A 19,729-nucleotide genomic window follows, 5' to 3' on the forward strand; every position below is an offset into this window, starting at 1 on the left:
GATATATCCCTCTGTTAATAGAGGGATTATCCAATTAGAAATTATTCTCAACAAGTAAAAATCACATTACTTTTAATTTTAATAATATCAGATAATGTTAAAAAATCATGTTATGAAGAAAAAAAAATATAAAATAGCAACAATTATTTTACTGTTTGCTCTATCAATATGTCTTAAAGTTTCAGGCCAAAAAGTAGAGTTAAAAGTTGGCGATAAAGCTCCTCCAATAAATGTATTCAAGTGGTTAAAGGGTAATGAAGTTAAAGAGTTTCAAAAAGGGAAAGTTTACATGGTAGAGTTTAGCGCTACTTGGTGTGTGCCCTGTAAAAAAGTCATTCCACACTTATCAACCTTGTCCAATATGTATAAAAACGAGGCTGAAGTATTAAGTTTTTATGTAATGGAAATGAATACAGAGCCATTAGACACTAAACAACCTAAGTATGTTCAAAAAGTTGAAAACTTTATCAAAAAACAAGGTAATAATATTCAATACAACATAGCAGTTGACACACCTGATAGTTTTATGCAAAGTAATTGGTTAAGACCAGCAGGAATATCTGGAGTTCCACATGCTTTTATTGTAGACAAAGAGGGCTATATAGCGTGGATAGATGTTAGTACTGCAGGTAAGGGGTTAGGTGCCTTGAAGCAAGCTATGGATTATGCATTATCATATGATTACAAATTAAATCATATGATAAATCAGGCTAAACAGCGAGAAGCAATTGAGGCTAAATTTAATCCAAATACTGTATTAGCTGATAAAATTAAAGAGGATGAAGAACAATTTTTGTTTCGTTCAGCAATTAAGAAATCAAACAAAAATGTTCCTGTTGCTCAAAACATGCATTTTGATACAAGACCTTGGCATGATAGTTCATTACCAGAAAAATATAGACGCGAAAAGGGTAAAATGAAATGGTTTAATATGTTGCCCATAGATTTATATCGTTTAGCCTATGGAGATACTTTACCCTGTATCCTACCTGATCACAGACGTCCAGAACATCATGGTAAGTTTTTTTCAAAAGTGCATCCATATGCAGGAGGTACTGTTTATGGTGAGATCTGGCATACACCAATTTTGGAAGTGGAAAACCCTAAATTAGTTGGAGAAACAATTTGGAAAAACCGAAAGTTTAAATCTGCAGACAACAAGTATCATTATAGTATTCAAGTTCCTAAAGAACAAGCAAATGTGAAATTTTTGCAACAGACAATGCAAAATGATTTGAAGAATTATTTTGGATATGATGTATCGGTTCAAATCAGAGAAATGCCATGCTGGAAAATAAAAATAAAAGATAAAGCAATTGTAAGACAAAATTTGAGAACAAAAACAATTGGCCAGAACTGGAGATATGACTACAAAGACGGTGAGATTAATTATAATAATACTACAATTGAATCTTTAGTTTATGTATTAGCTTTTAATTTTGGTTATAGAACTTCTGATTATGGACTTATAGATCTTGAAGACCAAGCACCGTTTATTGATGAAACAGGTATAGATTATGAAATTGACCTATTCATCCCTAAACAGGCAAAAACAAGTTTTCAGGCATTCAATACTTACTTAGAAAGTATTGGCTTGTATCTAGAAAAGTCCACAAAGCACATGAAGGTCATTGTAATTAGAGATAGTGAACGAACCCTTAACCAGTAGTTATGAAGGTAAAAAAAACAATGCTTCTATATGCTTTATTTGTATTAAGTATAACCTACTTACAGGCCCAAATCCTAGAACCAGCCAAATGGTCATATACAATTCAGGAAAATTCAAGCCAAGAGTTAGAATTAACGTTTAAGGTGAGCCTGGATGATACTTGGTACGTATATGCAACAGACCAAAACCCAGATTTAGGACCTATTCCAACAACAATAAACTTAGAAGGTTCAGGTTTTAAAATTATAGGAGAACCAAAACCAATAAAAGTAAAAACCAAATACGATGAAATTTGGGAAGGAGATACTCGGGTTATTACAGAGTCAGGTGGTGGTTTTACACAACGCATCAAAGTTTTAGAACCTAATCCTAAAATAAAGGCAACCATAAACTACACAGTGTGCTCCATGGAAACAGGCCAATGTGTATTCGGTGAGCAAGAGTTTGATATTAATCTTAATCAGAGCAAATAAAAAATGTCTACTCGGAAACGGTTATTGTTCATGAACTGTTTATAGCTTGGTTTTATTAGTTGAAGCCCCGTTCTCTTTTAGACCAAAAACATAAAGGTCAAAATAATACGCCCTTCAACTTAAGTTTTTTTTCATTGTAATAGTTGTTTTTTGAATTAGTCACTCATAGCAGATTATTTTGAGTTAATTGCGCACGACATCTTCTTTAGTTATTTAGAGATAGGTGTCGTGTTTTTTGTTGTCATCCTGAACTTGCCAGTGCTGAACTTGTTTCAGTATTTCAGGATCTCATCATGTCACTTCGAGACCTTAGAAAAAAAATTTATAAAGCGTATGAAATGACGTTATCGGATGTCAGAAGGAGGAACAACTGAAGAATCTCTAGAAATTTATCCAAAGATTCTTCGCTTTAGCCTGTCTTGAGCGAAGTCGAAAGGCTCTGACAAATAGCTTTAAATTAACCACTTATAAAATAACGTCAATGGTAGTATCTCGCTGTTTTGTAAGATGTATCGAGACCAATTTCATAAGATAACCAGCATACTATTCTGTTTTTTGTCTAATGCCTGATGGATCAAAGACAAGTAGCTTTTGCACAGCAGTCATGGAGTAAATACCTTTTCCAATACTACCCAAATAAGTAACTGGAGCAGCACTGAACTTACAACAAAAAGACGGATAATTTAAACCTAAGTAATAACATAACTACCATAAAGTACAAACATAGGTTAGTATGAAATCCTATATGAAAAGTAATCAGATTAAACCTACAAGATATATAAACAGCATCAATCTGTATGGGTAATTCATATTAATTTGTTTAATTTACAACGTGTAAATTGTTTATTAATAACATTATTTTTTTTTGAAAGCTAATAGCAAAGTGCTTCCTAAAAGCGATTTAAGAAAAACTTTCGATACATATTACGATGCACTCGTACAATATGCAAATCGCTTTTTGGTGTCAAAAGACGAATGCGAAGATCTCATACAAGATATTTTTGTCGACCTATGGGAAAAAGAAAACACGTTTCCAGACGAGCCATCATTAAGAGCATATCTATATAAAGCCGCTCGAAATAAATGTTATAATGTTATTAAGCACAATAAGGTAAAAAATAAATATGCTGCTAGCACCATTCAAGAGTTAGAAGACGATAATTTATTCCTTAAGCAAATCCTTGAAGAAGAAATCGTAAGGCAATTGCATAAAGCCATAGACGTCCTTCCAGAGCGTAAAAAAGAAATTATCAAGTTAAGTCTTAAAGGGATAAAAAATAATGAAATTGCAGAGACCCTAGGTATAAAATTACAAACCGTAAAAACGTTAAAATCGCAATCTTATAAAATTTTAAGAGACCAGTTTAAAGATTTAAGCACAATAATTTACTTCTTATTAGCATAACAACAGGCTTTATCTCATAGTCTTTTAACAATAATTTTACCATTTCTTAAAAAAAGTATAAACTTTAGTAGTACCTTTTTAATTAATAGTTGTTCTATACATAAATGCACCAATATAATGAACGATATTTTTCACATATCAAAGCTAGTAATCAAAAAGAAGTTAAAGGTTTTAACCGATGCCGAGAAATCGCAATTAAAGCAATTTAAGAGAAACTATCCATTTTCTAAAGGCATTAATTTCGAATATATAACTCAAAGAATATCAGAGCACATAGCATTAGATAAACAAAAAGCTTGGGAGGCGGTAGTTATAAAAGCACAGCAAGGACAAAACACACCAGTGATTCCTATCTACAGAAAGCCTTGGTTTAAATACACAGCTGCAGCATCAGTAGTATTCGTTTTGGCACTAACGGTATTCTTAAATAAAGATAACAACCAACAACAATTTACAGAGCCTATCATAGTGAACAACCAAATAGAGAAAGGAACCGACAAGGCAACCCTTACGTTGGAGAATGGAGAACAAGTTACTTTAACTAAAGGCGATACCTACCAAACACAAGATGCTACCAGTAACGGAGAAGAGATCATTTACGATAGTAGCAGTACTTCAAGCGAATTAGTCTATAACCATCTAACAATCCCTAGAGGGGGGCAATTCCATTTAATCCTTTCAGATGGTACACAGGTATGGTTAAATTCCGAGAGCCAATTAAAATACCCGGTAGCATTTAATAAGGGAGAAACAAGGCAAGTAGAGCTGGTATATGGGGAAGCCTATTTCGATGTGTCACCAAGTACCAATCACAATGGTGCCGACTTCAAAGTATATCATAAAGATCAGGAGGTGCAGGTGCTAGGTACCGAGTTTAACATTAAGGCATATAAAGATGAGGTTAATGTATATACCACATTAGTAGAAGGTAAGGTGGCTGTTAGTTATTTAGATCAAAGTCAAAATTTAAACCCAGGGCAACAAGCCGCTTTATATACAGTACAAAACAAACTGGAGATAAGTAATGTAAATGCAATTCGCGAAATCGCTTGGATAAATGGGGAGTTCATGCTAGAACATAAAACATTAACAGAGATTATGCAAGTATTATCGCGGTGGTACGATATGGATGTAATCTTCGAGACAGAAAAATTAAGAGATGTGCGCTTTGTAGGAGTTCTAGGTAAAGATCAAAGCATTATCGAAATACTTGAAACAATCAAAAATTTCGGAGTCATAACTAATTACGAAATCAATAATAAAACCATAACACTCAAATAAGTGAAACTCAACATTGAAGTCCGAAGGAAAATTCAATGTTGTAAGTTGAACTTATCCCGACGAATATCGGTATCTATAAAAAAGTATTAAAAAAACATAAAAAAAGGGAGCGAAGTTCAACCATTTCGACGTGACAGAAACTCCGTCCCTAATACCAATTTAATTAAAACTAATGTCTAACTAAATCAATACAAATTTATGGAAATTAAATTAACTGTGGTTCATTCCTTTTTTAGGAAACGGACTCTAATGATGCTCATGAGAACATTTATTTTCTTATTCTGCACAACGGTCTTCAGTTTAAACACTGATATTACCAATGCACAAGAAAAAATCAAAATCGATCAAGACAAAGTCATGACCGTCGATGAGGTGTTCGATATGATTATAGACCAAACCAAATACCGTTTTATGTATCCTGAAGATTTATTCAAGGGTATCCCTAATGTACAGCTCAAAAAAGGAGTACTAAGCGTTGGCAAGCTACTCCAAAAAACATTACCTAAAGGCAAATTCAATGTCATTTTAGGTGTAGATAACAGGATAACTATAAAAGAGAGGTCTCTAATCATACAACGCCAAGTCACTGGCAAAGTCACTGGAGAAGATGGCATACCCTTAGCAGGAGTAACGGTCTTGGTAAAGGGAACAACAAGAGGAGTCTCTACAGATTTTGATGGTCAATATGGAATTGTAATAGTAGATGACTCCAATGTACTTATTTTCTCTTCTATTGGTTATGCAACCCAAGAGATTGCGGTAGGAACACAGTCAACTATTAATGTGATGTTGAAAGAGGAGGTAAGTCAATTGGATGCAATTGAAATTAATGCGGGTTACTATAAAACTTCTAAAAGACAAGCAACAGGAAACATTTCGCGTATTACATCAAAAGATATAGAAAACCAACCCGTAAATAATCCGTTAGTAGCTATTCAAGGCCAGATAGCAGGATTACAAATCCAACAAACTTCAGGTACACCTGGTGCGGGTATTAATGTCAATATTCGTGGATTAAATAGTTTAAATAATGGCCAATTACTTAATGACGGAGAGACAAGCTTACCAAATGCTAATAGACCTTTTTACATTGTAGATGGAGTTCCATTTATATCCGAATCAATAAACTCTGGATTTCTTCCATTAGGCGGTGGCAATCCTCTAGTTTCAATTTCACCTTCAGATATTGAAAGTATTGAGGTGTTAAAAGATGCTGATGCTACTGCTATATATGGATCAAGAGGAGCTAATGGTGTAATATTAATTACAACGAAAAAAGGTGAAACAGGAAAAACAAACGTTACTTTAGACTATTCCCATGGACTCGTTCAAGTCAATAACAGGGTAGATTTATTAAATACACAACAGTATATAGAAATGCGTAGTGAAGCCTTTAATAATGATGTTTTCACACCTAATGAAAACAATGCTCCAGATTTATTGTTATGGAATCAAAATAGGTATACCGATTGGCAAGAAGAATTATTGAGTGGGACTGGAGAACAGACTAATACATCAGCATCAATTTCAGGCGGTAATTTAAACACGAATTTTGTGTTACGTTTTAATGCCATAAAACAGACTAATGTTTTTAATTATGATGATTCTGCATTTAAATCAGGTTCAGGACATTTAAGTATTAATCATAATTCTTCGAATGGTCGATTTAATGTGGTTTTTTCATCAACTTATTCTTCAATAGAAAACCAACAGAATGCTACAGATATAACCAATCAAGCTTTAACACTGGCACCTAATGCACCTGCTTTATTTGATGAAAATGGTAATTTGAATTGGGAAAACAATTTTAGAAACCCAATTGGCTTCATAAGAGAAAAATATACTAATAAAACTCATCTTTTTAACATGAACATAACCCCTTCATATAAAATAGTTAAGGGATTGAGATTAAAAACTGCGTTTGGGTTTAATAATACACAAGTTGATGAAACTCAAATAAGGCCACTTTCATCAAAGCCACCAGAAGAGCAATTTGGCGACAATAGAATAGCCGATAGTAGAAATAATACATGGATAGTTGAGCCTCAATTAGATTTTTCTACATCTATTGGCGAATTAGGAGAAATATCGATTCTGTTAGGAGCAACATTTCAAAAATCAACAATTGAAGGAAAAACACTTTTTGGTAGAGAATATACTTCAGATGCCTTAATTAATGATATTCAGGCTGCTGGAGATATAACTGTACCTTCAACAAGATTTAGTGAATATAAATATAATGCGGTTTATGCCCGAGTAAATTATAATTATGACGGGAAATATGTTTTAAATTTAACAGGAAGAAGAGATGGCTCAAGTAGGTTCGGTCCAGGTAAACAGTTTGGAAATTTTGGTGCGCTTGGTGCAGCATGGTTATTTTCCGAAGAGAAATTTTTTAAAAGTTCTTCTTGGTTAAATTTAGGTAAACTTCGTGGTAGTTATGGTGTGACAGGTAATGATCAAATTAATGATTATGGTTTCTTAAACACTTTCAGAACAGTAAATGCTTATAATAACACTTCTTCTTTGGAACTTGCCAGAGCTAGTAATCCGAATTATTCATGGGAAACCACTAAAAAATTAGAATTTGCTTTAGAGTTAGGGTTTTTTAGCAATCGCTTAAACCTTGAAACAAGTTGGTATCGTAATCGTACATCAGACATGCTAATTGGTAGACCGTTACCAGGAACTACAGGTTTCTCATCACTGCAATTTAACTTGCCTGCAACTATTGAAAATAGAGGATGGGAGTTTACATTAAATTCAACAAATATTTCGAATAGAAACCTCAAATGGCTAACATCTGCAAATTTTACTTTCTTCGATAATGAGTTGTTAGAATTTTCAGAAATAGAAAAGTTCCCTGGTTTTAATGATACATATGTGATTGGAGAATCAATATTTGGTGCAAAACAATTCAAAACATTGGGAGTAGATTCTCAAACTGGAGAATATCTTTTTGAAGATTTCAATAATGATAGCGAAATTGATAGACTTGACAGACAAGATTATGTTGAATTAAAGCAAGACTTTTACGGAGGTATCACTAATAGTCTTAACTATAAAGGCTTTCATCTAAACATATTTTTTCAATTTGTTAAACAGAATGGTATAGCGTTTTCTTCAGAGTTTGGTCAACCTGGTGCACAAAGCAATCAATTTATAGAGGTTTTGGATAGATGGCAGAATCAAGGAGATAATGTCAGTTTTAAATCTTATAGTGTTTCATCTTTAGGAAGAACAAATTATGGAAGATACCGTACTTCTAGTGACGCCATCGTCGATGCATCCTATATCCGTTTAAAAAATTTATCACTATCGTGGTCATTGCCTAGTAGATTAACAGATAAGTTACATTTAGGAGGTGCAAAAATATTCATCCAAGGTCAAAATTTGTTAACCATTACACCTTACAAAGGGTTGGATCCAGAAACTCGGGGTACTGGATTACCTCCAGCTAGAATTATTACAACGGGTTTACAATTAACATTTTAATAAAAGTTTAATCATGAAATATTTAGTAAAAAATAAGAACAATTATTTAAAACTTAATATAAGTTGCAGTTTACTGGTTTTTTTAACGGTAATTACATTTCTTTCTTGTGAAGATTTTGTCGATATCGATGCGCCAAAAGATCAAGTGGTAACAGAAGAGGTGTTTAGTACTGATGAAACTGTGACAGCTGCTATAAGTGGAGTTTATAGCTTAATGACTTCTAATTTTGATAATATTTTTAACACAAGTTTAGAAGTATATACAGGAATCGCATCTGATGAATTTACCAATCACAATACTGCCATTTCACAAGAACAGTATTATACAAATGAATTGCAGTCAGATAATACTCTATTGTACACACAATTTTGGGGAATCCCTTATAACGTTATCGCTAACGTAAATGTAATAGCGGAAAATTTAGAAAACAACACAAATGTTAGTGCCGAATTACGTGATCAAGTTTTAGGTGAGGCATTATTTGTAAGAGCATTTACTCACTTTTATTTGACAAATTTGTTCGGTGATATACCATATGTTGATACATCTGATGTCGAAATTAATGCTTCAATTTCTAGATCTTCTCAAAGTGAAGTCTATAATTTTATAATAGAGGATTTGCTACGGGCTCAAAATTTAATGATTGATGGATTTGAGTATTCCAGTGAACAAAAAGTACGCCCAAACAAATCTGCTGTTACAGCCTTTTTAGCAAGAGTGTATTTATATGTTGAAGATTGGGAAAATGCGGAAATCCAAGCCACCAATATAATAAGTCAGTCTGGTGTTTATAATTTGGAAAATAATTTAGATAATGTCTTTTTGCCTGATAGTAATGAGGTAATATGGCAGCTAAAATCTGTTTTTTTTGAAAATAGAACAAGGCAGGGTGATATTTTTGTACTGGGCTTTCCACCCGGTAACTTTTTATTTACAACATCTTTGTCTCATTCATTAGTCAATGCTTTCGAGTTAGGTGATAGTCGCAGATCTCAATGGGTAGGGTTATTAGATTTTGGTTTTGCATCTTGGCATTATCCTTTTAAATACAAGAATGGTATTTTTAATCAACCAAATGCTGCAGAATATTCTGTTGTATTGAGATTAGCGGAGCAATTTTTAATAAGAGCAGAAGCTAGAGCTCAACAAGGAGATCAGGCAGGTGCTGTTTCGGATCTTGATGAGATACGTAATAGAGCTAACTTACCTTTAATTCAAGTTACAAATCCTGGTATATCACTTCCAAATTTGCTGTTAGCTATTGAACAAGAGAGACGTGTGGAACTTTTTGCAGAATTTGGTCATCGCTGGTTGGATTTAAAACGTACTAGTCGTATCGATGAAGTTTTAGGAGCAATTAAGACTAATTGGGAATCAACAGATGCATTTTTTCCTATACCTGAACAAGAAATTATAAATAACCCTAATCTATTACCACAAAACGAGGGGTATTAGGTAGTTATTTCATTTTACATACAAGTTTAGGTTAACCTTCCTTTATAATAGACTAATTCCAAAAAGAAAGGTTAGCCTAGTTGTAAGTGATTTTTAATTAATTAAGTTTTTATAAACGAAATTATACTCAAATGAATTGTGATAAATATAATATAACAAGCAGATTTAGTAATACTAGTTTTTTTCTTCTATTAATATCAATGTTATTATTTAGTTTTAAATCTAATGCCCAGCAGGAATATTTAAAAATAGGAGATAAAGCACCACCTATTAATGTACATTCTTGGCTGAAAAACAAACCTATTACTGAATTTCAAAGAGGGAAAGCCTATATAGTAGAATTTGGTGCCACTTGGTGCAGAGGCTGTACAGAAATGATTCCTTATTTAACACATTTCTCAGATAAGTATTCTGAAGAGTTAGAAGTTATGGGGGTATTTGTTAAGGAAACAAATATGATTCCTGAAACGGTACCTAATAAAAAACCAAAGTACATAGATCGGGTAAATCAGTATATCGAAAGGCAAGGAGATAGAATGCAATATAGTGTTGCTGTAGACGGTCCTGAAAAGTATATGGAAAACTACTGGATCAATGCTAGCGGGTTTTCTGGTCTTCCAAAAACATTTATCATCGATAAAGAGGGTTATATTGCCGCAATGGGAATTATGCAACCAAAAACTATAGATAGTATAATCTCTCAAATTACACTAGATAAATACAATAGAGAAACTGTAATGAAAAAAGCATCAAAAGTCCAGGCAATGCCTTTTGATAGTAATAAATTATTGTACTTAGATAATAATGGAGGAGAAAATCCACATTTCGAGTTTAGGTCAGTATTAGCTAAAAGTAAAGGTGAGATCATTGCAGGTAATATTCCTTACGTCACTAGTAATGTTTGGATGTCTGAGGATAACGAGAGTTTAAAAGGAAGAGTGCAAGCTATTAATGTTCCTCTTGAACAGTTATACTATTTAGCTTATGCAGATACATTGCGTAATGTTATGAATACTAGATTATATGGTACTAATAAGTACTTTGATACTATAGTTAATCCCTATCGTAAATCATCATATGGCAAATACTGGCAGAAACCTATCCTTGAAGTTACAGATAAATCTTTATTTATTTGGGATAAGAATAACTACAATAGCCCAAAAAATAAATGGCATTATAGTTTAAAGGTTCCTAAAGAAAAAAATACCGCTAGATTTTTACAAAAAGTGATGCGAAGTGATTTGCGAAATTATTTTGGTTATGATGTGACTGTTGAAACGAGGGAAATGCCTTGTTGGTATTTAAAGGCAGAATTTGGTGCTGCTCAAAACTTAAAAACTAAAACCCCTGGTAGGGATTATGAATCTACTTCAATATCCAAAACAAGTTATAAATTCACTAATGCGGAAATCAGGGACATACTCTCTAGGTTTTACTTTAGTTATCATAATAACAAGAAGAGTAACCCAGAAATGTATATGGTACCATTTATTGATGCTACGGCTATAACTACAGAGATTGATTATGACATTACGAGTGAGGAATTTCAAAATTTTAAAAAAGATTTTAATTCGGCAAAAGCTTATATAAAGAGATTTGGATTATATCTTGAAAAAGGCACTAAAACCATGAAAGTAGTAGTAATTAGAGACCCTAAAGAACTAGATAAATAGTATGAACAATAGATTTAATATATGTGCTGTTGTTGCAACTTGTTACTTTCTATTACTTGCCACTGGTTGTAAAACGATACAGTCCACAACAAGTAATTTAGTACCTACCCCAATAGTTAACAATGGAGCATTAACTTTTAAACAAACTGCTCTACCAGAAGATGTATTGCCAATATGGTCATACTTGGATCTTGTTTCAGATTCCATTTCGGGAATGAGTTTGGATAAAGCAAAACAAATTGTAGCAAATAAAAAGGTTAAGCCACTAATAGTAGCGGTTATAGATTCGGGTACAGACTTAGAACACGAAGTATTACAAGGTTTGGTATGGAGCAATCCAAAAGAGGTAGTAGGAAACCAAAAGGACGATGATAGTAACGGCTATATAGACGATATCAATGGTTGGAACTTTTTAGCAGACGCCTATGGCGCACCATTGGCGATCACGCGTTTAGTAGCTAAATGTGAAGAATTGTGCACAGAAGAAAATAGAAAAGATACATTTTGTAGCCGATGTGAACCACTGCAAAAGGAGTATGACGTAGCTTCAGAAAAAGCCAGTGAGGCTTATTCAAATACTGTTCATTGGTATAATGAAGCTACGACTTCAGAGGCACATAAATTAGCCTATGATCATATTCTGGCATTAAACCAGTATCATTATAACCCTTTGTATAACCCAAGAGAAATAATTGGAGATAACGTAAACGATTTAAATGATAAGTACTATGGAAATAACAGTGTATTACCGCAGGAAAAAAGTGAAACTCACGGTACACATGTAGCTGGTATCGCCGTAAAAATAACAAGGCAATTTACCGATGCAATTAAATATTTACCAATTCGTGCGATCCCTAATGGTGACGAATACGATAAAGACGTAGCGTTGGCCATCCGATATGCAGTAGATAGTGGAGCTAAAGTCATTAACATGAGCTTTGGTAAAGCCTATTCAGAACATCCAGACTGGGTACAAGAGGCGATAAAATATGCTGCATCCAAAGATGTACTAATGGTTCATGCAGCTGGAAATAATTCAAAAAACATAGATGAGTCGAAAGTATTTCCTAACGATCAGAATGCCAATGACAATGAGATAGCCGATAACATGATTACCGTTGGTGCCATTACTAGGTATTTTAACGAAGCTTTAGTATCGGAGTTCTCCAATTATGGAGAAAAGAATGTGGACATTTTTGCACCGGGGTCAAAAATCTATTCCGCATTACCAAATAACGAATACGGTTATCAACAAGGTACATCTATGGCGGCTCCAGCTGTGGCTGCAGTAGCAGGATTGGTACGCTCGTATTATCCAAAGCTATCCGCAAGTCAGGTAAAACACATTCTTATGAATTCTGGTATTGAAGTCCCCTTTGAAGTTTATGTTCCAGGAAAACCAGGTGAGAAACAACCCTTTTCAGAACTCTGTAAATCGGGTCGTATTTTAAATGCTTACAATGCCCTATTAATGGCAGAAAAAATGTCAAAAAATAAATAGAAATGAAAAGAAAGAATTTGATAATGCTGTTAATAGTGATTTGTTCCTTCAGTATAAAAGCACAAATCCTAGAACCTGCCAAATGGTTTTATACGGTTCAGGAAAACTCAAATCAAGAGTTAGAATTAACGTTTAAGGTGAATCTGGATGATACTTGGTACGTATACGCCACAGATCAAAACCCAGATTTAGGCCCTATACCAACATCACTTGAGTTAAAAGGCGAAGGCTTTAAAACAATAGGAGAACCAAAACCAATAAAAGTAAAAATCAAATACGATGCCATTTGGGAAGGAGACACCCGTGTTATTACAGAGTCAGGTGGTGGTTTTACACAACGCATTAAAGTTTTAGAACCTAACCCTAAAATAAAGGCAACCATAAACTACACAGTCTGTTCCATGGAAACAGGCCAATGTGTATTCGGTGAGCAAGAATTTGATATTAATCTTAATCAGAGCAAATAAAAAATGTCTACTCGGAAACGGTTATTGTTCATGAACTGTTTATAGCTTATTTTTTTAGTTGAAGCTCCCGTTCCCTTTTAGGCCAAAAGTAGTAATACCAAAATAATACGCCCTACAACTTAAGTTTTTTTCATTCTAATAGTTGTTTTTTTGAATTAGTCACTCATAGCAGATTATTTTGAGTTAGTTGCGCACGACATCTCGTTTTACTACTTGGTGTTGTGCTTTTTTGTTGTCCGCCAGACCCAATAGAATAACACTTCAAATCCAAAATATTAAATTTACAATACCTCAAGTATTTAAAGGGAGCATATACTGCATGCCTTACACCGCTAAAATAGCACGACCAACAATGGTCAAAAAGATTAAAATAAGGTGAGTTCGATTTAACTTAAATTATTTAACTTCATTGTAAGGTTTTGTTTGTATTTAAAAACACCCTCCTTAATCCTCCCTCGAGGGAGGAATCTCACTCGGTAAAATTGTCCCCTTGAGGGGACTTAGGGGTGTTTTTCTGTAACTAATTGAAAATCAATAACTATTAAGTCGAATTCACCTTTAAAATAGAACTACAGTAAAATGTAATTAATGTAAGTAAGGTCTATAGAAGCTAATTTTTAGTCCTCTAAAAAGAAATCTTAAACAGATTTAGATAATTTTCCTGAACCAAACAACAAAAATACGACCGAGATCGGAATGTAACGATTTACATTTCGAGTGAGGTGCGAGTTGATGTGGCTGGAGAGTAGTTCTTTTAATGAGTTAGTTTTTTGCTAAATAGTAGAAACAATAAACTTTCCATCCTATCGCCCAATTTTTCACGCATAATTTCAAAGGCTCGAGCCATATGCATTTCAACAGTTCTAACGGCAATTTTGTTATGTTCAGCAATCTCGTTATAAGTCAAACCTTCCAGTTTGCTCATAACAAAAACAGCTTTACATTTAGGAGGCAAATTTTGTATTTCACTTTTTACCAGTTCAATCAATCGGGTAATTTCAGTGACATCCTTCTCTTGGGTAATGGCATTGAGCTGCTTAATATGCTCCTCTTCAAGAGACGTTAACAGTTTATTTTTTCTATACTGGTCAATAAACTCATGATAAACAGAACGGTACAGATAATTATTTATAGAATAATTTGTTTTCAATTTTTTGTGCATTTCCCAAATCCTTAAAAAAACATTTTGCACAATATCTTGGGCAGTGTAGGGGTCATTGGTAAGATTGGTAGCATAAACACAAAGTTTATCGTAGTGGGTATCCATAATATAAGCAAAAGCATTAGCGTCACCTTTTTTAAGGTGTTTTAAGAGGGTTTCATTATTTAAATACCTGTTTTTCAATAGTAAATTGTATTAAATCAATTTAAAATTTATGTAAACTTAAGTAAAAAAATATTCAAAAAAACATGTGGGGTTTAAAATATCATCCGTATTAATAGTATAAGCTTAGACAAAAATGAAGAAAGACATAAAAAATATTTGTGTTAAATATTTGATGAATGAGGCCAATGCGCAAGAGTTGGAAAACCTAGAGGCTTGGTTAAAAAAGGGGAAGAACAAGGAGACTTTTGCTACTTATATTAAGATCAACTACGCCATGGACGTAAATATGAATCCGTTTGATAAGGAAACCGCTAAAAAGGAGTATTTAGAAAGAATCTGGAAAGACAAGCGCTCCCATAAAAAACTAAGACGCATCAAAACCTTTAGTTACGCAGCAGCATCCATAGTCGTTTTAATAGCGGCGAGCTTTTGGTTCACAAAGATGGGTAATACTATTATAGAACCACAATTTACGGAACCAATCATAGTAAACAACCAAATCCAAACAGGAACAGACAAAGCAACTTTAACATTAGAGAATGGTGAGCAGATAGCGTTAACCAAGGGTGCTTCGTTCCAAACACAAAATGCCACTAGTAATGGTGAAGAAATCGTCTATATAACAGCCAACAGTCAACAGCCAATAGTTAAAGACAGCGTATCCCACAACACTTTAACAATCCCTAGAGGCGGTCAGTTCCAGTTAACCCTTACAGATGGTACACAAGTATGGTTAAATTCAGAAAGTCAATTAAAATATCCAGTAGTATTTAATAAGGGAGAAACAAGGCAAGTAGAGCTGGTTTATGGAGAAGCTTATTTTGATGTGTCACCAAGTAACAATCATAAAGGGGCAGACTTTAAAGTATATCACAAACAACAAGAAGTTCAAGTCTTAGGTACTGAGTTCAATATAAAAGCTTACAAGGATGAGACAAATGTGTATACTACATTAGTAGAAGGAAAAGTATCTGTAACAACAGGAAGTAAAACTAAAATACTCTTGCCAGCTCAACAATCCAATTTAGATATAGTGGTCAATAGTTTAGGAATAGCAAATGTAGAAGTCTATGATATAGTATCTTGGAAGGAAGGCATCTTTAGTTTTGAGCGTAAACCTTTAAAAGAAATAATGACCACCCTATCACGCTGGTATGATATGGATGTGATATTTGCTAATAAAGACCTTGAAACTATACGCTTTATGGGCTCTCTAAATAAAGGGCAGAATATTGTAGATGTATTAAACGATATCAAAAATTTCGGAGTCATTAACACTTACGAAATCAATAATAAAACCATAACACTTAAATAAGTGAAACTCAACATTGAAGTCCGCAGGAAAATTCAATGTTGTAAGTTGAACTTATCCCGATGAATATCGGGAACTAAAAAAAGTATTAAATATCAATAACAATAAAGTATAACTAACAAAAAACCTAAAACAATATGAAATAACACTACCAAACAAAAAAATGGGGCGGAGCTTAAAAAATATCCAGTGGATATTTTTGGCGAACCTGTCTACCGACAGGTAGGCGAGCCAGAATACGCGCAGGCCTCTAAAGTAAAGGGAACAATGTTTAAACCCGGAAAAGTTCAAAAACAATGTCCCCCTATAGCATTATTAACTAATTAAATGATTAACTAACTAATAACACGCAAATTTATGGAAATTAAACAAACCAAAGCTTGGTTTGTCCCGACATTTATCGTCGGGATCCCAAGGAGGATACTCTTAATAATGATGAGAACATTCATTTTCTTACTCTGTTCAACACTTATGGCGCTTTCACCAGGGAATTCATTTTCTCAGGAAAAGGTCAAGATTAATGCAGATAAACAAATCTCGGTCGATGAGGTTTTTAAACTCATAAAAACCCAAACCAAATACACGTTTATATATCCCGAAAGTTTATTTGAGGATGCCCCAAAAGTAGAGTTAAAAAAGGGAGTTTTAAGTGTGGGCAAGCTACTCCAAAAAACATTACCAAAAGGAAAATTCAATGTCATTTTAGGAGCCGATAACAGGATAACTATTAAACAAAAATCCCAATCTCAACAACGCCAAATCACGGGTAAAGTAACGGGAGAAGATGGCATGCCACTAGCTGGAGTAACAGTTTTGGTAAAGGGCACAACTAGAGGTGTGGCAACCAACTTTGATGGGCAATACACCGTTACAGTGATTGATAATTCTAATGTTATAATATTCTCTTATGTAGGTTATACAATTCAAGAAATCACTGTAGGTAAACAAACTAAGATAGATATTGTAATGAAAGAAGAGGTCAGTGAACTTGATGAAGTAGTTGTAAGTACAGGTTATTGGAAAGAATCAAAAAAAGTATCTACTTCCAGTATTGGTAAGATTGAAGCCAAAACGATTGAGCAGCAGCCCATAGTAAACCCTATTATGGCACTTCAAGGACAAATTGCAGGAGTGCAGATTAATCAAACCTCTGGTGTGCCAGGTACAGCAATAGATATTAATATCCGGGGATTAAATAGTTTAAATAATGGGCAAGACGATCGTCCAAACGCCAACTTACCCTTTTATGTGATTGATGGCGTGCCCTTTCCCTCCTCTTCACCAAGCTCTCTACAAGGAATATTTTCAAATAGCAATCCATTAGCAAACATACGTCCTGATGATATTGAAAGTATTGAGGTCTTAAAAGATGCAGATGCTACAGCCATTTATGGCTCGCGTGGTGCCAATGGGGTTATTTTAATTACTACCAAAAAAGGGAAACCAGGAAAAATGAAAATTGATTTGGATGTGTCACGAGGCTTTGGCACAACCAATTCCAGAGTAGATTTATTAAATACAGCGCAATATCTTGAACTCCGTAGAGAAGCCTTTGCCAATGATGGACTAACACCAACTGAAACCAATGCTCCAGATTTAATGCTTTGGGATCAAAATCGCTATACGGATTGGCAAAAAGAATTGTTAGGTGGTACTGCAGAACAAGCTAATACAAGTGTCTCATTTTCTGGAGGTACGGAACAGACCCAATATCTAATTCGAGGAAATTTTATAAGGCAAACCAATGTGTTTAATTATGATGACTCAGAGTTTAAATCAGGATCTGGTCATTTTAATTTAAACCATACCTCAAAAGACAGCCGTTTTAATATTAATTTATCAGCAACCTATACCATAACAGATAATATACAGAATTCATTTGATTTAGTAGGAGATGCTTTACGTTTAGCACCCAATGCACCTAGGTTATTTGATGACAATGGAAACATCAATTTTGCAGATAGTTTTGATAATCCCTTAAGTAATTTAGAGAGGACTAATATTCTGCAAAGTAATAATCTGGTTTCTAACCTTAACCTAAATTATGAATTTACCAGAGGTTTAAGCTTTAAAGCCTTATTAGGTTTTAACAATATTACTTCAGATCAATCTTCAATTAATCCTTTATCCTCTCGCTCAATTAGCAATCAGGGTACTGGTGCGTCTTCTTTAAAAGAGAATTCAGGGGTTGAATCTTATATTATTGAGCCTCAACTTGAATTTACGCATAAACTCGGAAAGGGAGGAATTAATGTACTCTTGGGAGCCACATTTCAAGAATCTACTAGCGAGACTTTAAGTATTGGCGGATTTGGATATGATTCAGATGCACTACTGGGTAACTTACAAGCTGCGCCTAATACTTCAATATTTAATGATGCATATTCGGAATACCGTTATAATGCGATATATGCACGTTTAAATTATAACTGGCAAAGGAAATATATTTTAAATTTAACAGGAAGGCGAGATGGATCTTCTCGCTTTGGTCCCAATAAGCGATTTGGGAATTTTGGAGCTATTGGTGTAGCCTGGGTGTTTTCAGAAGAAACCTTTATAAGAGATAAAAACTCTTTTATTAGCTTCGGGAAGCTTAGAGCTAGTTATGGATTAACTGGAAATGATCAAATAGGAGATTACGGGTTTCTAAGTTCATACTCAGTTGGTGATGAAGATGGATACAACGGTAGTACAGCGTTGATAATTACACGAGCTGCAAATCCAAGTTTTTCTTGGGAAACCAATAAGAAATTGGAAGTTGGTCTAGAGTTGGGATTACTTAAAAATTCTATTAATGCAGAAATCAGTATGTTTCGCAACCGCTCGTCAAATCAATTGATAGGTCGACCATTATCTGCAGTGACTGGTTTTAATACGGTACAGTTTAACTTACCAGCTTTGGTTGAGAATCGCGGTGTGGAGATTACATTAAATACTACCAATATAACCACGGATGATTTTAATTGGAGTACATCAATTAATTTTACAAGTTATCGGAACGAGCTCGTGGAATTTCCAAATATTGAAGATTTTTCAGCATTTGACAACCGCTATGTGGTAGGCGAATCCATTTTTGGGAGCAAACAATTTAAAACATTAGGAGTAAACCCAGAAACAGGAATTTTCGATTTTGTAGATTACAATAACGATGGCCTTATTACAGCATCAGATAGTCAGGACTTTGTGGATCAAGCACAAGACTTTTTTGGAGGCATTAGCAATAGTATACGTTTTAAAGGCTTTCAATTAGATTTTTTATTCCGTTTTGCTAAACAAGAAGCCACAGACTTTAAGTTTATTACGTCATCAGGAGGTTTTAATCTAAGTCCAATATCTATATATTCACAAGATCGTTGGCAAAACCCTGGTGACACAGCGATTATAGGAAGAGCAACAACACTAAGTAACACCAATGGTAGTGGTACTGTCTCAGGCTCTAATTCTTCTAGAGTTGATGCCTCTTTTATACGTCTTCAAAATGTGTCTTTAGCTTGGTACTTTCCAGAGGCTATATTAAATAACCTAAAACTAGAGCAAGCAAGACTATATTTTCAAGGACAAAATTTATGGACCATTACTAAATTTGATGGTTTGGATCCTGAAACAGGTAATCGCAGTTTACCCCCTTTAGAATTTTTAACCTTTGGATTACAACTAACCTTTTAAAAAA

12 protein-coding genes are annotated in these 19,729 nt (G+C 34.1%); 11 read left to right on the forward strand and 1 reads right to left on the reverse strand.

Features of this window, described 5'->3' with window-relative positions:
- Positions 1-112: 112 nt before the first annotated feature.
- The 9 genes from Q4Q39_RS08955 (at position 113) to Q4Q39_RS08995 (ending at position 13,420) form a co-directional block, all read left to right on the forward strand.
- Positions 113-1,669 carry a TlpA family protein disulfide reductase gene (locus Q4Q39_RS08955; protein ID WP_303282086.1) on the forward strand — a complete coding sequence of 519 codons (1,557 nt, stop codon included), beginning with the start codon at positions 113-115 and terminating at the stop codon, positions 1,667-1,669.
- A gap of 2 nt (positions 1,670-1,671) precedes the next feature.
- On the forward strand, positions 1,672-2,142 hold the full coding sequence (locus Q4Q39_RS08960; protein WP_303282087.1) for a protein-disulfide reductase DsbD domain-containing protein: 471 nt from the start codon (positions 1,672-1,674) through the stop codon (positions 2,140-2,142).
- Between the two features lie 865 nt (positions 2,143-3,007).
- The gene (locus Q4Q39_RS08965; protein WP_303282088.1) at positions 3,008-3,547 is read left to right on the forward strand and encodes an RNA polymerase sigma-70 factor; all 540 of its coding nucleotides are present in this window, start codon (positions 3,008-3,010) and stop codon (positions 3,545-3,547) included.
- A 117-nt stretch (positions 3,548-3,664) separates the two neighbouring features.
- Entirely contained in the window at positions 3,665-4,828 is a 1,164-nt protein-coding gene (locus Q4Q39_RS08970) for a FecR family protein (protein WP_303282089.1), read from the forward strand.
- Positions 4,829-5,086: 258 nt separating this feature from the next.
- The gene (locus Q4Q39_RS08975; RefSeq protein ID WP_303282090.1) at positions 5,087-8,323 is read left to right on the forward strand and encodes a SusC/RagA family TonB-linked outer membrane protein; all 3,237 of its coding nucleotides are present in this window, start codon (positions 5,087-5,089) and stop codon (positions 8,321-8,323) included.
- 13 nt (positions 8,324-8,336) lie between these two features.
- Positions 8,337-9,779, forward strand: coding sequence for a RagB/SusD family nutrient uptake outer membrane protein (locus Q4Q39_RS08980; protein WP_303282091.1), 1,443 nt, complete (start codon positions 8,337-8,339; stop codon positions 9,777-9,779).
- A 200-nt stretch (positions 9,780-9,979) separates the two neighbouring features.
- Positions 9,980-11,452, forward strand: a complete 1,473-nt coding sequence (locus Q4Q39_RS08985) for a TlpA family protein disulfide reductase (RefSeq protein ID WP_303282092.1) — start codon at positions 9,980-9,982, stop codon at positions 11,450-11,452.
- A 1-nt stretch (position 11,453) separates the two neighbouring features.
- Positions 11,454-12,953 (forward strand): S8 family peptidase, encoded by a 1,500-nt coding sequence (locus Q4Q39_RS08990; RefSeq protein WP_303282093.1) that lies wholly within the window; start codon positions 11,454-11,456, stop codon positions 12,951-12,953.
- Positions 12,954-12,955: 2 nt separating this feature from the next.
- On the forward strand, positions 12,956-13,420 hold the full coding sequence (locus Q4Q39_RS08995; protein ID WP_303282094.1) for a protein-disulfide reductase DsbD domain-containing protein: 465 nt from the start codon (positions 12,956-12,958) through the stop codon (positions 13,418-13,420).
- Between the two features lie 754 nt (positions 13,421-14,174).
- Here Q4Q39_RS08995 and Q4Q39_RS09000 read toward each other — a convergent pair.
- The gene (locus tag Q4Q39_RS09000) at positions 14,175-14,765 is read right to left on the reverse strand and encodes an RNA polymerase sigma factor (RefSeq protein ID WP_303282095.1); all 591 of its coding nucleotides are present in this window, start codon (positions 14,763-14,765) and stop codon (positions 14,175-14,177) included.
- Positions 14,766-14,880: 115 nt separating this feature from the next.
- Here Q4Q39_RS09000 and Q4Q39_RS09005 point away from each other — a divergent pair, with 115 nt between their 5' ends.
- Together Q4Q39_RS09005 and Q4Q39_RS09010 are read left to right on the forward strand one after the other, a co-directional pair.
- Positions 14,881-16,062, forward strand: a complete 1,182-nt coding sequence (locus tag Q4Q39_RS09005; RefSeq protein WP_303282096.1) for a FecR family protein — start codon at positions 14,881-14,883, stop codon at positions 16,060-16,062.
- 429 nt (positions 16,063-16,491) lie between these two features.
- Positions 16,492-19,725, forward strand: coding sequence for a SusC/RagA family TonB-linked outer membrane protein (locus tag Q4Q39_RS09010; protein WP_303282097.1), 3,234 nt, complete (start codon positions 16,492-16,494; stop codon positions 19,723-19,725).
- The last annotated feature ends 4 nt before the right edge of the window (positions 19,726-19,729 follow it).

It is taken from the genome of Flavivirga amylovorans (genome assembly GCF_030540875.1).
Lineage (GTDB): Bacteria > Bacteroidota > Bacteroidia > Flavobacteriales > Flavobacteriaceae > Flavivirga > Flavivirga amylovorans.